This window comes from Psychrobacter sp. CAL346-MNA-CIBAN-0220 (assembly GCF_040309805.1).
In the GTDB taxonomy this organism is placed as follows: domain Bacteria; phylum Pseudomonadota; class Gammaproteobacteria; order Pseudomonadales; family Moraxellaceae; genus Psychrobacter.
On record NZ_JBEOPF010000001.1, the window covers coordinates 389,084 to 403,785 of the forward strand.

Below are 14,702 nucleotides of genomic sequence, written 5' to 3' on the forward strand. Positions count from 1 at the left end.
AAAAAAGTTTAATCAATATTATTAACATAGAAGTGACGAGAATGGAAAACCAATACATACCACCGAAAATTTGGACGCATGACGCAGAGAATGGCGGTAAATGGGCGGGTATTAATCGTCCGGTTTCAGGGGCGACTCATGAAAAAGCGCTGCCTGTTGGCAAGCATGCTTTGCAACTGTATTCAATGGGCACGCCTAATGGCCAAAAAGTGACCATCATGTTAGAGGAATTACTCGCATTGGGTAAGGCTGTAGAATACGATGCCCACCTAATTAATATTGGTGACGGTGATCAATTCTCATCGGGTTTTGTAGCTGTCAATCCCAACTCTAAGATTCCAGCATTAGTCGATTACTCAAGTGACGATGCGACGCCTATTTTTGAGTCGGCTTCTATTTTAGTATATCTTGCTGAAAAATTTGGAGCATTGCTGCCACAAAAAAGCACTAAACGTACCCAAGTCTTTAATTGGTTGTTCTGGCTGCATGGCTCTGCGCCCTACTTGGGTGGTGGCTTTGGTCATTTTTATGCTTACGCACCCGAGAAATTTGAATACCCCATCAATCGTTTTGCGATGGAAATCAAGCGTCAATTGGATGTACTAGACAAGCAACTAGCAAAAAACGAATTCATTGCCGGTGATGAGTATAGTATTGCAGACATTGCCACTTGGCCTTGGTATGGTAATTTAATTTTGGGTAATTTATACGACGCAAAAGAATTTCTTCAGGTTAAAGATTACACCCATATCCAACGTTGGGCGACAGCCATGGTAGCGCGTCCCGCAGTACAACGTGGCTGCATCATCAATAGAAACTGGGGAGAAGAGTGGGCGCAACTCGAAAACCGTCATAGTGCTGAAGATATTGATAGAGTCTTAGCACTAAAGCCAAAGTAGCTTATTTCGAATAAATCTAAGCGATAACGTAAAAAACCAAGTAATATTATTACTTGGTTTCTGTTTTTTAAGGACGATTTTAAGACAGGTAATTAAGACAGATTTTAAGATAAAGGTTTTAAGGTAAAAATTATGAGTGCCCCAGCAAAATTTAATCGCGATGATGTAATCGAAAAAGCAAAAAATCTTTATTGGGAAAAGGGCTATCACGCCACGTCAATGAGAAATCTACAAGAGGTAGTGAAGATGCATCCGGGTAGTATTTACGCCGCTTTTGGCAGTAAAGATAAATTGTTTACAGAGTCGCTCAATCGTTATGCTAAAGACGGTGCCCAGAGGCTTGCCGATTGTATGGCAGAAGAAGACACCGTACTGGATGGTTTGAAGCGATTCATTCATAGTGTGATTGTATGTAATAAAGCCACTGTGCCCAGTGGAATGTGCATGATCGTTAAAACGGTCGCTGAACTTACTCAGAATGATAGTCCAGATTTGCTGGCTCATGCAACGGGTATTTTAGAGACTATAGAAGCATCCTTTGCTAATCTTTTTAAACAAGCCATCGATAATGGTGAAATCAGCATAGAGAAAAATCCGGTTGAGCTGGCGCGTTATTTCCAAATTCAAATCATAGGCTTGAGGACGTATGCTCAAGTCACCAATGATAGTGATGCCGTAGAAAAATACATTGATGATATCTTTGAAAACATGGTGTAGAAGGGTGTTTTTCTCTAGCGTGTTATAGAGCCATCATATATTCACAAGCGACACGTGGAGATATGATGGCTCTATAACATACGCCCTGAGTGCAAATGGCCCGAAACCTTGCATGCTGAGTGTTATTACCAGTAACGTACGCAACGATTACCTGCGCAGCTTTCCAGGAAAATAGGCTATAACCTGTAGAACGGCTACAAAAAAAACAATGTTGTTGTGATCGTTATTAAATAATAAACCTTAAAAAAAGATGGCTAGCTTAAATATTCTATATCTAGCAAGGCTATTATTAGTATTCGTCAGCATCATAATAAATACGTTAGTAGTTTGTTTGGGCTTACCCTTACCGTTTTTTTGATAGTAATTATGTTGGCAAGCGAAGAAAATATTTTAGGGATTCATTTTTTAGGATAGGGTCTTGCGTAGTCAATCCGCCACGACTTAACGCCTGTCTTGCTGATGTGTGGCATCTTTACGGTATCCTGTTTTTATGCTTGGCTCAATGCCGCAAAGAATACCGTGATAATCACCATGTGTAACTAGCTAATATCGAAAATCACCGTAAGATAGACAATAAAAAACTTGCAGGTTTCTCACACTCATCTCGGGGAAACATGTAATGGCTACATCTCAATAGGCTTGAACTTGTACCATTTATAGATAGTCTCATACCTCAATACTAACAACATCGTCTCGGTAAAATGCTAAATACAAAAAAGGTTACTAACGCTATGTTCTATACAGCGTTAGTAACCTTTTTTACTACTTTAATAATCGAGTCGCTACTAACATCTATCGATAAAGTTAATCTTCCTAGCACAATACTAATAATATAAATGGTACTTAATATCATATAAGGCAATTTATAATTATTTACAGAAGCCTATGACCGGAAATAAGCTAAGTTAAGCTAGAACAGGACTTATCTGTCCAATTAATGTTTACAGGATTGAAAGTATATATCAAACCTAGTTGAATTTCACCTCCAGTCAAAAACACTGCACTTTCAGTCATTTTATCTCTCTAACTATTCTCTATTATTGGACTGTAACAATAGTCTTAAGATTATCTACCAAATGTTTGCTGCATGGATGTCTTAAGTCAGTCATAGCAAAGATATAGAGCTAACAACCTTTTGCAGGACGTAAAAGGCCTGATGTGGTTATTACTGTCAATGAGTCAAAATATTTTCAAAGCTGATTATATTTAGCCAATAGATAATCACGACAGTATATCGAAACCAATAAACTATCATAAGGAGAGTGATATGGCGGGTGTAATACAACCAAAAAATGGAAAGCAGAAAAACTCTAGTACTCCCTCTGATCCTAATCAAGAGTTAGTACCGTTAGAAAACCGAGCTTCTAGGGGCTCCTTGACCATGGCATGGTGGGGCGTATGTAGTGCGATGTTTTATCTAGTCATTGGCATCGCGATGGCTGAAAACTACGGTACAAAGAATGCCATTATCGGACTTTTAATCAGTTGTGTATCCTTTGGTATTATCAACGGTATCATTTCTCGCTACGCTATTCGAACAGGAATGTCAGTAGCATTATTTTCTCGAGTGTTATTCGGTCATAAAGGCGCAGCCTTGGCGACATTAATATTTTTTGCCACTGCTATGTATTATGCGGTATTTGAAGGCTCTGTTATTGCGGTTACCTTTCACCAGACTTATCCTTCTCTACCCTATTGGCTAGCTGCTTTAATAGTCGTGGCATATAGTGTGCCGATGATTATGGGCAGTGTGCAAAACTGGTTAGACAAATTAAATGGTGTGCTTCTACCGTTTTATCTCATTGGATTAATCGGCGCAGTAGTGATGGCAACTAATGAATTTGGCTATAGCAATGCTTGGTTAAGCCTAGGTCCCGAAGAGGTATCACCTTTTGGGTGGTGGAATGTTGCTGTGTATTACATGGGGGTATGGGTCTTAATGATGTATACCTTTGATTATGCGCGTTATGGTAAGCAAGAAGACAGCAAATACTTATCGTGGTTCAATTTCGGTATACCTTTTTATTTAGTAGCTTTTTTCTTGAGCGGTTTAGCCGGCATTTATTTAGTTAGCACTATTCCGCTAGAAGGTGAGTTGTCTGAAGTGTCCATCACTTTAGGATTAGTGAAGTTGATGGGTGTATTCGGGCTAATTTTTGTTGTCATTACTCAAACTCGTATCAACACTGCCAACTATTTGTTAGCAACGACCAATTTACAAGCTTTTATTAAAGATACCATCAATATAAAAATACCAAAATTTGTAGGTGCATTATTGATTGGAACCTTTATTTTTATACTCATGCTGCTTGATGTGTTCAACTATTTGTTACAGGCGTTGGCTTATCAAGGCGTGTTTGTAGTGGCGTGGGTTGCCATTGCCTTAACCCATATCTTGTACCCCAAGAGAGAGAGCATATTTGGTGTTGTTCCAGTCATTGATCCACAGCGCTTGCCAGCATTTGATAAATCAGGATTGATAGCTTGGATAGTGGCCTCGATGGTCGGAATCGTATTAATGAACTTAGGAGGCAGCTGGGTTAATTGGTACGCGACTCTAACTTTTGTGACCGCTACTGTCTTGTACGCCATATTAATGCCCAAAAATCAGCAGCAGATGGTGTCCTCTATATTAGAACCAGTAACTCGCTAATATCTAATGTATTAAACTGCGCTCACAGTCAAATACTGTGCATGCTAAGTCCATTTATTTGCTGCGAGCGTTGCTATATTAAAGACAGCACGATAATAAGATTACAAGGAGTGAATCATGAATCAAGCTAAAAACACCTCAACTATAGCCCTCGATCCCATCACCTTATCTGTCGTCCGTGGTGCGTTAGAAACAGCGCAACGCGAGATGACTCTGACGTTAGAAAAAACAGCACGTTCTAGTGTGTTTAATCTCGCTCATGATTATAGTAATGCACTATTCGATCATCTGCCTGAGATGATACTGCAAGGTCAAGATATTCCTATCCATTTGGGCTCATTAATGCCAGCCATGAAAGCGGTAGCAGCCTTCTATGGTGACGACATTCATGAAGGTGATATTATTTATCATAATGATCCTGTTGTAATGGGCAGTCATATTCTAGATTGTTGTATGTATAAGCCCGTATTTTATGAGGGTGAGCTAGTATTTTGGACGGTATGTAAGGGTCATGTTACCGATATTGGTGGTCCTGTCCCTGCTGGATACAACCCAGATGCCAAAGAGATTTATGCTGAAGGATTACGCATTCCTCCTATCAAAATATGGGAGAAAGGCGTCAGACGTAACGATGTTATTAACTTGATTCACAGTAATATGCGTTCACGTCGCAATCAAGAAGGCGATTTGAATGCACAGTATGGTGCTTGCGCCGTTGGTGAGCGCAATATGATTGCCTTACTAGATAAATATGGTGTAGATACCGTTCGAGCAGCAATTGAAGAGCTTAAAAATATGGCGGATCGACATATGCGCTCGCTAATTGAATCGCTCAATGATGGTGATTACCATGGTGAAGCAGTCTTGGAAGATTCTGGACATGGTTTTGGCGATTTGACCATCCGTGCTGACATCAATATCAAGGGTAGCGACGTACATATCAAGATAGATAGCCCGCCACAAATTCCTTATTTCATCAATTCGTATGCTGGGAATTCGATGTCGGGTGTATTGTTAGGTCTCATGATGTTTGCTCAAGTAGATCCTCCTTACAATGAAGGACTCTATCGATGCGTCACTGTGGATCTAGGCGAGCACGGAACACTATGTAATGCCAAAGAGCCAGCTCCGCATGTTAACTGTACGACCACACCGATGGAAACCCTTACAGATGCTGTTCGTAAAGCATTAGAAGATGCTGCGCCTGAGCGAGTAACAGCGTCATGGGGACATTCATCAGGCGTTAACATTGCTGGTATCGATCCTAAAACAGGTGAGCAATATGTCACTATGGTATTGGCATCTATCATCTCAGGTGCAGGTGCCACTCAACAAATGGATGGCTGGCATGCCTGTGGTCCCTTATGTTGCTTTGGCGCTTTAAGTTCAGGCGATATTGAACTATTAGAATATCAATACCCTATAGTTATTCATAAATATGGATTGGCTGAAGATAGTGGTGGCGCTGGTCGATTACGTGGTGGCTGCGGAACCGTCTGGGAAGTTGAACCTCTCGATCATACGATGACCGTAGTGGCATTCGGTGAAGGACGGCATATCCCTACTATGGGCGCAGGTGGTGCAGAACACATTATGCCCGAGCTTAAATTAGGAAAGTTAGAAGTGTTCCGTGAGAACGGTAAAGTTGATTTACATCTTCATAATACCGTGATTGAAATCAATGCTGGAGAGCGGGCGCGTAATACCAATCCTGGTGGCGGTGGTTTCGGTAGCTCTTATGAGCGCAAGACTGAAGCGGTATTGCGTGATGTCATAGAAGGTATTGTATCAATCTCTTCAGCAGCTAAAGAGTATGGGGTAGTTATCGACAGTGATACTCTGCAATTAGATGCAGAAGCAACTGAGGCTCTACGTCGAGATTTAGCGTAGTCAGTACAGGGATGTACTGAATTTCAATATATATAAAAGTTTAAGGATGACTTATGAGTTATGAATTTCGTTTAGGTGTAGATGCTGGTGGTACTTTTACAGACTTTGTTTTGGCTGAAAAACTTGGGGGGATACATTTATTTAAAGCGCCGTCTACCCCTGAGGATGGTACAAAAGCTATCGCTGATGGACTACAACAAATCTCCAAGAAGTTTAATCGGCCCATTACAGATATTATTCAAGCCTGTGATTTATGTATTAATGGTACCACTGTCGCCTTGAATGCTCTGATTCAAATGAAAGGGGTTAAGGTTGGGTTACTTTGTACTAAGGGTCACGAGGATAGTATTGAAATCCGTCTGGGTCATAAAGAAGAAGGACATCGTTATGATGCCAGCTATCCTCCAGCGCCGCAAATAGCGCCGCGAGATTTGCGCTTTCCTATTCGTGGTCGGATATTAGCAGATGGGACAGAACGAGAGCCGCTCAACGAGGATGATATTCTAGAGGCTATCGAAGAGCTCAAACGTCAAAACATTAAAAGTGTCGCTATCTCTTTTGTGTGGTCAATACGCGATACTAAGCATGAGCAACGCGCTAAAGAGCTCGTACAGCAGCACATGCCTGATGCGTTTGTTTGTTGTGGCAGTGAAGTATATCCTCAAATTAAAGAATATACACGTACCTCAACCACCTTGGTTAATGCGTACTTAAGTCCGATTATGTCCTCTTATGTGTATAAGATTGATGACTATTTCAAACAACTGGGTGCTGATCAACCTGTGCGTTACTTTCAGTCTAATGGAGGACTGGCGTTAGGTGAAGTCATGAAAGAGCGTGCGGTTAACGCTATTAATTCAGGACCCGCCTCAGCGCCGCAAGCTGGTCTGTATATCGCCAAACCATTTGGTATTGATAATGTGATTACTGTCGATATGGGCGGCACATCTTTCGATATTACATTGGCGAAAGATGGTAAAACCAGCCTTAATCGCGACATCGATTTTTTAAGAAATCGCATTGGTGTACCGATGATTCATGTCGAAACCTTAGGTGCAGGTGGTGGCTCTATTGGTCATATTAATAACTTTGGTATGTTAGAAGTAGGTCCGCAAAGTGCAGGCGCGACCCCAGGTCCTGCATGCTATGGCAAAGGTGGAACACTACCGACAGTAACAGATGCAAACTTAGTTTTAGGATATCTGCGGTCTGGTGCAGTATTAGGCGGGATTGTAACCTTAGACAAAGGTAAAGCAACTGAAGCTATTGAAAAGCATATTGCTCAACCACTCAATATTGATCTGCCTCATGCTGCTTTTGGTATTAGTGCCATTGTTAATCAGAATATGGCAAATGGTATCCGCCGCATTACCATTGAAAAAGGTTATGATCCCCGAGATTTTGCTTTGGTATGTGCTGGCGGTGCCGCTGGTATGCATATAATCTCATTGGCAGAAGAGATGGGAATCAATACGATACTGGTACCCAAATTAGCGTCTTGCCTATGTGCTTTTGGTCAGATCATCTCTGATGTTAAATATTCGTATCTTGCTACTCAGATTATGATGATGTCAGCAGACGCCAATTTAGATAAGTTGAATGCCACTCTTACAAGGTTAGAGGAAGAGGGTGTTAAAAAGCTTAAGGAGGATGGATTTAGTGACGATGGTATAGAGATTGAACGTGCTATGGAGATGCGCTATGTTGGGCAAGTACATGAATGCAATGTTATTGTGCCAAATGGTCGGATAGATAGCGACGCTGCTGCAGATATCTTAGAAGCATTTCATAAGCGTCACAAACAGCTATATACTTATGATGAGCAAGATAGTGCCGTAGAGCTTGTCAATGTGGAGGTTTCAATTATTGGTAAGGTTGCCAAGCCTGAGCTACCTACTATAGAAGCTCAAGCCGGATCTATAGAAAGTGCTAAGATCGATGAACGTCAGATGATACATGACTATAGCTACCAATGGATTCAAACGCCTATATATGATGGAACTAAATTAGGAGCAGGAGCCGCCATTATTGGTCCAGCTCTCATCGAAGAGCCAACCACGACTATAGTGATTAAACCTGATTGGCAAGCTGATCTGCATCAATCGGGTACTTATAAGTTGAGTAAGATTCGTTAGTGTGAAAATGATAGCATGATTAGTCCTTCTCCAAAAGGAGAAGGATGTTTTGCTCAATAAAATAATAAATCTTAGTTAATATATAGTAAAGTAAATATAGATAAATATAACCCTATTATCTGACATTTAAGGATGAATGCAGATGAAACATAATGAATATACTAAGGGAACAAACGAAAAATATAGTGAGAACATTGATAACAAACATATGTTCCAACAAACACTCAGTGCAGATGGTTGGCAACGTGTTATCAGTGAGACCTATTTCGATTTAAAGGTGCAGGTTAAAAAACCCAATCAGTTCATTGGGCGAATTCAGCAAGCAACCTTAAATCAGGTAGGTATTTCAGGCTATATTGCCGACTCAGTGCATTATCAGCGCAGTGGTCAGCGTTCGCTTCAAGATTGCGATAGTATTTTACTGACATTTCCGCTCAATGGATCGGTCTGCTTTCAACAACAAAAACGAGAGTTAATTTGCCATCCTGGTCAATTTTTTATTCAGCTATCTCACCAACCTTATCAGTTTTACCATTCTCATGCAGTAACGTTACAAGTTCTAAAAGTTCCTATAGCCAAACTCGTAACACATCAGCGCCTGATAGAGCAGTGTTTTGCCCAGCCTATTACTACTGAAAAAGGTTCTGGAAGACTTCTTAATCATCAAATCAGTCATACTTTAAACCTAGCGACTAATTTTGAATTATCGATTTTAGAGTCGCAATTACTAGAGCAACAACTCCTAGATTTAGTTGTGCATACCTTACACCGTCCCATATTATCTTTGGCAGATAGCCAAGTTTCAACGATAAAAGCTGCCCACCTGCAACGTATAGAAAACTTTATACACATGCACTTAGCCAATCCAAAGATATCCCCTAAATTAGTATCGCAAGCCTGCCATATTTCTGTGCGCTACATTCATCTTTTATTTCAAGATTTACCTTATACATTTGCCGAATGGATAAAGATAATTAGACTAACAGTCGCTAACAAAATATTAATGAAAGGTAATTATAGCTCTGTTGCAGACGTTGGGTATCAAGTTGGTTTTACTGATCAAAGCTACTTTTCACGTATATACAAGCAACAGTTTGGTTATCCGCCTAAAGATACCCCTTCTAATTATTCTAAGTCACACTAGAGCCATGACACAGGCTATGAATTAAGTTGTATGACTATATAAGATGAATAAAAATTTTAATGGAGATACCGTGTGCTCAACCTTCCTACATTATCAAGTAACGGCGTTACCCTTGAGCCATTAAACCTAAGTCATGCAAAGGACTTAGTGGCGGCATGCAAAGACGGTGAATTATGGTTAATAACCACTACTTCTGTACCAGAGCCTGACATGGTAGTTAATTATATTAATAATGCACATACAACGCATGATCGATGCGCTTTTGCAGTTATTGACGAAGTTACTGGTAGGGCAATTGGCTCAACCAGTTATCATGATATTTTGCCATTACCGAAGCGCCTAGAAATTGGTTATACCTGGTATGCCAAGTCGTATTGGCGGACCCATGTCAATACTGTTTGCAAGCTTATGATGTTAACTTATGCTTTTGAGACGCTAGAATATTTGACAGTTGGGTGGCGGACTGATGATGCAAACTATCGATCTCAGCAAGCTATTGAAAGACTAGGAGTAAAGAAAGACGGCACTATCAGGGGCAATCGAGTTTGCCGTGATGGTGTTATTTCAGGTACGACAATGTATAGTCTTACAGCAACTGAATGGCCGAATATAAAAGAGACATTGCAAGAAAAACTTACTAGTGCTCATTAGCAACTACAAGTTATTAATTCATTAAATCAGGAGATGAACTGATGAAAATGAAAAATATACCTTTTGGTGTTATTGATTGGAAAAAGTAGAAGCAGTAGAAAGGCAAGGTGAGACGGGTGTAGGGTATTGGAAGACACTCGAGTTTGGTGGTATTCAAGTGCATATGGTTGAGTATTCTGCCGATTACTTGTCTAATCACTGGTGCTATAAAGGATATATCCTACTTTGTGTTGAAGGGGAGTTGAATACCGAGCTAAAAGACGGTCTTACTTTTACCTTAACATCGGGAATGACCTATCAGATAGCGGACGATACTATAGCTCAGCGCTCCTCCACAATATGTGATGCCAAGCTATTTATTGTTGATTAAGAATATTGTCAAAGACCATTAAGCTAATAAATGTGCTAATTGATGTTACATGATGGATAAGGTATCAGTTTATGTCAGTTTTAAACTGATACTTATAAAGCCAGATACTAGTCGGCTATGGCAACCCTCTTAATTACAATATATTTTATATATTAGAGTTGTACCTACTATTTTAACTTTAGCAATGCTTGATTAATGTTAATTTTTGGCCTTCAAATTAAATATTATTAAATATAACACTTGATAAACAAACACTCTCGTCTAGGAATTTAGCATCAGCCCGAAAGAATAAAACAATTTCCTGAGAGTTTGGTTAATCTAACCCATTTGCGTTCATTGCATATCCCTGTTGAATTAATTGATCAGTTACCGACAATTGTTATTGAAGGGTAGCGTGATAATGAGCTTTTGATAAGAAATTTATCTTTTACCCTGTTGTACACACCGCTAGCAGGCGAGCACTGCTTATCTAGTTACGGGTTTTTCCTCATTGATGATGGTTGGGATGAAAAAACACTAATCGATCTAAAGCATAAAACAGGAGCGCGTCTCTTACTCGGTTTGCAAACATCTGACAAAGGTATTGATGAATTCGATGTGATAGATGGCATTATTATTTGCCAGCCTGCTGAGGTAGAACAAGTAATAGGAGTGTTTAAATCCGTATTAGAGAGAAGGACTGTTATTGACACACCTGTGTTCTACAGTTTAGAAATTATTGATAAGCCTAAATATTGCTGAATAGGAGCAATATATGTTGCCAGCTAGTTCATTTAAATGCTCACATTAATATTAAAAATTAATACAAGTTGCTAGGACTTATCCAGCTGATTACCTTCATTTAGAATGCGGTTTATATTATTGTTTCAAACAATAACTTTCATTTATCATAGCTCGTTTTACCCAACAATACTTGACAATTCAACTCTGCTCTGGGCATGATAGTGGTAAGTAAATTTCATATTTTTCATTACTTTTTCTAATGATAACCGAAGGAGATTTATATGAAAGCTGCACGTTTTTATGACAAAGGCGACATCCGTATTGAAGACATTCCAGAGCCCACTGTAAAACCAGGCACCGTTGGTATCGACGTTGCTTGGTGCGGTATTTGTGGTACTGACTTGCATGAGTTTATGGAAGGTCCTATCTTTATTCCTCCTTGTGGTCATCCTCACCCGATTTCAGGAGAGTCTGCTCCCATTACTATGGGTCATGAGTTCTCAGGCGTCGTTTATGCTATCGGCGAGGGGGTTGATGATATTGAAATCGGCCAGCACGTTGTGGTTGAACCGTACATTATTGCCGATGATGTGTCTACCGCACCTGGTGAGAATTATCACCTATCGAAGGATATGAACTTTATCGGCCTAGGTGGTCGCGGAGGTGGTTTATCTGAAAAAATTGCGGTTAAACGCCGTTGGGTACACCCTATCTCTAATAAAATCCCATTGGATCAAGCAGCTTTGATTGAGCCGTTAGCAGTTGGCTACCATGCCTTTGTGCGCAGTGGTGCTAAGGCAGGTGATATTGCTTTAGTCGGTGGTGGTGGTCCGATTGGATTGTTATTGGCTTCGGTTCTAAAAGCCAAAGGTATTACCGTAATCCTTACCGAATTAAGTGCCAAACGTAAAGAAAAAGCTAAAGAAAGTGGCGTTGCCGATTATGTTTTAGACCCTACTCAAGTCAATTTGACTGAAGAAGTCATGAAGATTACTAATAATCGTGGTGCAGACATTGCCTTTGAATGCACTAGCGTCAATGAGGTATTGGACTCGCTGGTTGAGCTCACCAAATCAGCTGGTGTGGTAGTGATTGTCTCTATCTGGAGTCACCCAGCTTCAGTAAATGTACATAGTGTGGTCATGAAAGAGCTTGATGTACGTGGTACTATCGGCTATGTAAACAACCACAAAGAAACCATTAAATTGGTCGAAGACGGTTTAGTTAATCTTGAGCCTTTTATTACTCAACGTATCAAATTAGATGATTTGATTTCTAAAGGCTTTGAGACTTTAATTCATAACAATGAATCAGCGGTGAAAATCATTGTAAACCCAAACCTGTAAACCAATAAGGTGAAAGGGTTAGCTTCCGCAGATTAAGGTTATTGAACTAACCACATCATCCTAGTCTGTGCCTTGAAATTAATCAATCTAAACTAAAAAACGCCAACCATTCAGGTTGGCGTTTTTGCTTGGTATTAAAAGTACTGTCGAAACCCCAATATCAACAAAGCCATAAGACATTTCTAAATAAACCGTTTAGTTCTAAAAACATTGATGATAAAAGCTTTCAGGATTTTTTATGGCTTAAAATGCTTAGCTGGTGACATAAATTATTGAAAGATATCATATAATTTTCAATATGGCGTGTGATTTTTTGCGGTACCGACTGCTTAGCGATTACTTTTTACAGGCATCTAGAGTCTTTAGCAGCAAGTTGGTATTTTTTTAACAACATTACATGCTGAGTTAAAACTTTTAACAACGTTGTAGTGATGCTAGTAGGTAATGGATACTAATGAATAAAGACATGATACTAATCAGGCAGAGGGTTTAAGCAGTTTTAGGTAATGCGAGGTTATGGCTAAATACAATGATTGGTGCGCCCACCAAGACTTGAACTCGGATCGATCGCTTAGGAGGCAACTGCTCTATCCTGTTGAGCTATAGGCGCGTTATGGAGTGCTATTGTAAAAAAAAGTGCTGAAAAAAGCAATCAATGAAAAGTAAGCAGTGGTTATTTGCCATTACTAAGCGCATCAGCGACTTTTACAGACTTTTTACCTGTGGCAGTCTTAGTGCCTGAGGTAGGGTTAAATAAGTCGTCTACGCTGTTTTTATAACCCTCAATATTACCATAGTCATACTTTTTTAAGATATCTTGTCCCGCACTCGATAATAAAAAGTTACGGAAGTTTATAGCAACGGGATTGTCCGTTAAGATGACGCCATCGACCGCTTGTGTGCCTTTTACTGCATAGCTAAAAGAGGCTAGATTACGCGCTTCATTGTCATCAGTTTTGCTAGTATTACTTATCGTTGCATCATCACCGTTATCTTGTACCATACCATTGGCATTAATTTTACTTTGATTAGGCTCAGATTGCGTATTGTTAATTGTGGCTTGCAAAGAAGTCAAGCGGGTTTGGGTTAGTTTATCATCAGCAATAATTATATCAATATTAACGATAAAGGCCGAAAGCTCATTGTTGGAGGTGCTGGTATCGGGTAGGGTGAATAGGGCGTTGGCAGGTACATAGTGCGCTAGCACTTGTATCTTAGGATAGCGGGATTCAAAGCGGGCAATGACGTCATCTAGCGGCAATTGTACTCTATCTTCTGCTTGTACATACAAGATATTGGTGGCAATCGTCATTGAGTCATCTTCATTATTAGTAGACGATTGGCCGTTTTCACTGACTGTAATCGGTAATGGATCTATATTTTTGCGATTGCTATTCCATAGCCAAGCAAAGATACCAATGAAAATAATCAGCAGCAATAAGGTAAGCCCAACCAATAGCAGCTTGTAGTCTTTCATATTTCACAGCTCGTTTCTTGTTTTATTGTTTTAGGATGACGTTAAAGCTAAATCCAACTAGTCGCGATAATGTCGCATCTCCTTTACCAAATCTGCCAATATATCAGCAAAAGTATCGGACCTCATGGCTCCAATATTAGTCTTTATTGGTTTCGCACTGGTTTGACTAATTACTAAAGATTATATCGTTATTAACTAGTGTTGCTAATAACGATAATCTAGCTAGGAGCGGTGACATTATGGGCTGTTATAGGCAGACGTCAGTATACAGTGTCAACGTTATCTCATTATTTGAAATGAAAAGACTAAAAAGTTAGGTAGCGGACAGGCCTCATGTTTTAAGTATTCTAATATTATGTATCCGGTACTGAGCGACACTTGTTGTCGTAAGGTTTCTTATATTTGTTTTGATACGCTAGTAAATGATCAATATCAGTGACACACTATAATGCTATATATATCTTCATAATTGTTTGTAACTATGAGGTCTAAAGCCGCTAATAAGCAGACATGACTCGATAATAAAAAAGACACATCTTAACAGAAATGTAGAATAGGAACGACAGCTAAATATAGATGCACTTACCTCTTATCTTGTTGTAACGCTTTTTGTTAACATGCTCACAACCATCATACCCCCCGTTAATTCATCGCTACTCTCTATAGAAGCTGGTGTTTATTAGCCCTCATATTTCAT

10 protein-coding genes, 1 tRNA gene and 1 pseudogene are annotated in these 14,702 nt (G+C 39.7%); 10 read left to right on the forward strand and 2 right to left on the reverse strand.

The features are described 5' to 3' along the window. The first annotated feature begins 41 nt into the window (after window positions 1–41). The 10 genes and pseudogenes from yghU (at window position 42) to AAEY88_RS01595 (ending at window position 12,528) form a co-directional block, all read left to right on the forward strand. Entirely contained in the window at window positions 42–899 is an 858-nt protein-coding gene (yghU, locus tag AAEY88_RS01550; protein WP_350558063.1) for a glutathione-dependent disulfide-bond oxidoreductase, read from the forward strand. Window positions 900–1,031: 132 nt separating this feature from the next. Then, window positions 1,032–1,616, forward strand: a complete 585-nt coding sequence (locus AAEY88_RS01555; RefSeq protein WP_350558066.1) for a TetR/AcrR family transcriptional regulator — start codon at window positions 1,032–1,034, stop codon at window positions 1,614–1,616. Window positions 1,617–2,883: 1,267 nt separating this feature from the next. Further along, a complete protein-coding gene (locus AAEY88_RS01560) occupies window positions 2,884–4,269 on the forward strand; it encodes a hypothetical protein (RefSeq protein WP_350558069.1) in 1,386 nt (461 codons plus the stop codon). A gap of 117 nt (window positions 4,270–4,386) precedes the next feature. Beyond that, the gene (locus AAEY88_RS01565; protein ID WP_350558072.1) at window positions 4,387–6,159 is read left to right on the forward strand and encodes a hydantoinase B/oxoprolinase family protein; all 1,773 of its coding nucleotides are present in this window, start codon (window positions 4,387–4,389) and stop codon (window positions 6,157–6,159) included. 53 nt (window positions 6,160–6,212) lie between these two features. After that, a complete protein-coding gene (locus tag AAEY88_RS01570) occupies window positions 6,213–8,294 on the forward strand; it encodes a hydantoinase/oxoprolinase family protein (RefSeq protein ID WP_350558075.1) in 2,082 nt (693 codons plus the stop codon). A 142-nt stretch (window positions 8,295–8,436) separates the two neighbouring features. Further along, the gene (locus AAEY88_RS01575) at window positions 8,437–9,438 is read left to right on the forward strand and encodes an AraC family transcriptional regulator (protein ID WP_350558078.1); all 1,002 of its coding nucleotides are present in this window, start codon (window positions 8,437–8,439) and stop codon (window positions 9,436–9,438) included. Between the two features lie 72 nt (window positions 9,439–9,510). Continuing rightward, on the forward strand, window positions 9,511–10,089 hold the full coding sequence (locus AAEY88_RS01580; protein ID WP_350558081.1) for a GNAT family protein: 579 nt from the start codon (window positions 9,511–9,513) through the stop codon (window positions 10,087–10,089). Window positions 10,090–10,130: 41 nt separating this feature from the next. Beyond that, window positions 10,131–10,459: pseudogene (locus AAEY88_RS01585) on the forward strand (DHCW motif cupin fold protein). Window positions 10,460–10,867: 408 nt separating this feature from the next. Continuing rightward, on the forward strand, window positions 10,868–11,200 hold the full coding sequence (locus tag AAEY88_RS01590; RefSeq protein WP_350558084.1) for a hypothetical protein: 333 nt from the start codon (window positions 10,868–10,870) through the stop codon (window positions 11,198–11,200). Window positions 11,201–11,463: 263 nt separating this feature from the next. Further along, window positions 11,464–12,528, forward strand: coding sequence for a 2,3-butanediol dehydrogenase (locus tag AAEY88_RS01595; RefSeq protein ID WP_350558087.1), 1,065 nt, complete (start codon window positions 11,464–11,466; stop codon window positions 12,526–12,528). A gap of 534 nt (window positions 12,529–13,062) precedes the next feature. Here AAEY88_RS01595 and AAEY88_RS01600 read toward each other — a convergent pair. Then, window positions 13,063–13,138, reverse strand: a tRNA-Arg gene (locus AAEY88_RS01600). 63 nt (window positions 13,139–13,201) lie between these two features. Further along, a complete protein-coding gene (locus AAEY88_RS01605; RefSeq protein WP_350558090.1) occupies window positions 13,202–14,005 on the reverse strand; it encodes a hypothetical protein in 804 nt (267 codons plus the stop codon). Window positions 14,006–14,702: the final 697 nt, after the last annotated feature.

Bases quoted from the DNA above. Each gene is read 5' to 3' on its own strand.
- AAEY88_RS01560 (WP_350558069.1), top strand. From the start codon at position 2,884: ATGGCGGGTGTAATACAACCAAAAAATGGAAAGCAGAAAAACTCTAGT.
- yghU (WP_350558063.1), top strand. From the start codon at position 42: ATGGAAAACCAATACATACCACCGAAAATTTGGACGCATGACGCAGAG.
- AAEY88_RS01570 (WP_350558075.1), top strand. From the start codon at position 6,213: ATGAGTTATGAATTTCGTTTAGGTGTAGATGCTGGTGGTACTTTTACA.
- AAEY88_RS01595 (WP_350558087.1), top strand. From the start codon at position 11,464: ATGAAAGCTGCACGTTTTTATGACAAAGGCGACATCCGTATTGAAGAC.
- AAEY88_RS01555 (WP_350558066.1), top strand. From the start codon at position 1,032: ATGAGTGCCCCAGCAAAATTTAATCGCGATGATGTAATCGAAAAAGCA.
- AAEY88_RS01565 (WP_350558072.1), top strand. From the start codon at position 4,387: ATGAATCAAGCTAAAAACACCTCAACTATAGCCCTCGATCCCATCACC.
- AAEY88_RS01575 (WP_350558078.1), top strand. From the start codon at position 8,437: ATGAAACATAATGAATATACTAAGGGAACAAACGAAAAATATAGTGAG.
- AAEY88_RS01605 (WP_350558090.1), bottom strand. From the start codon at position 14,005: ATGAAAGACTACAAGCTGCTATTGGTTGGGCTTACCTTATTGCTGCTG.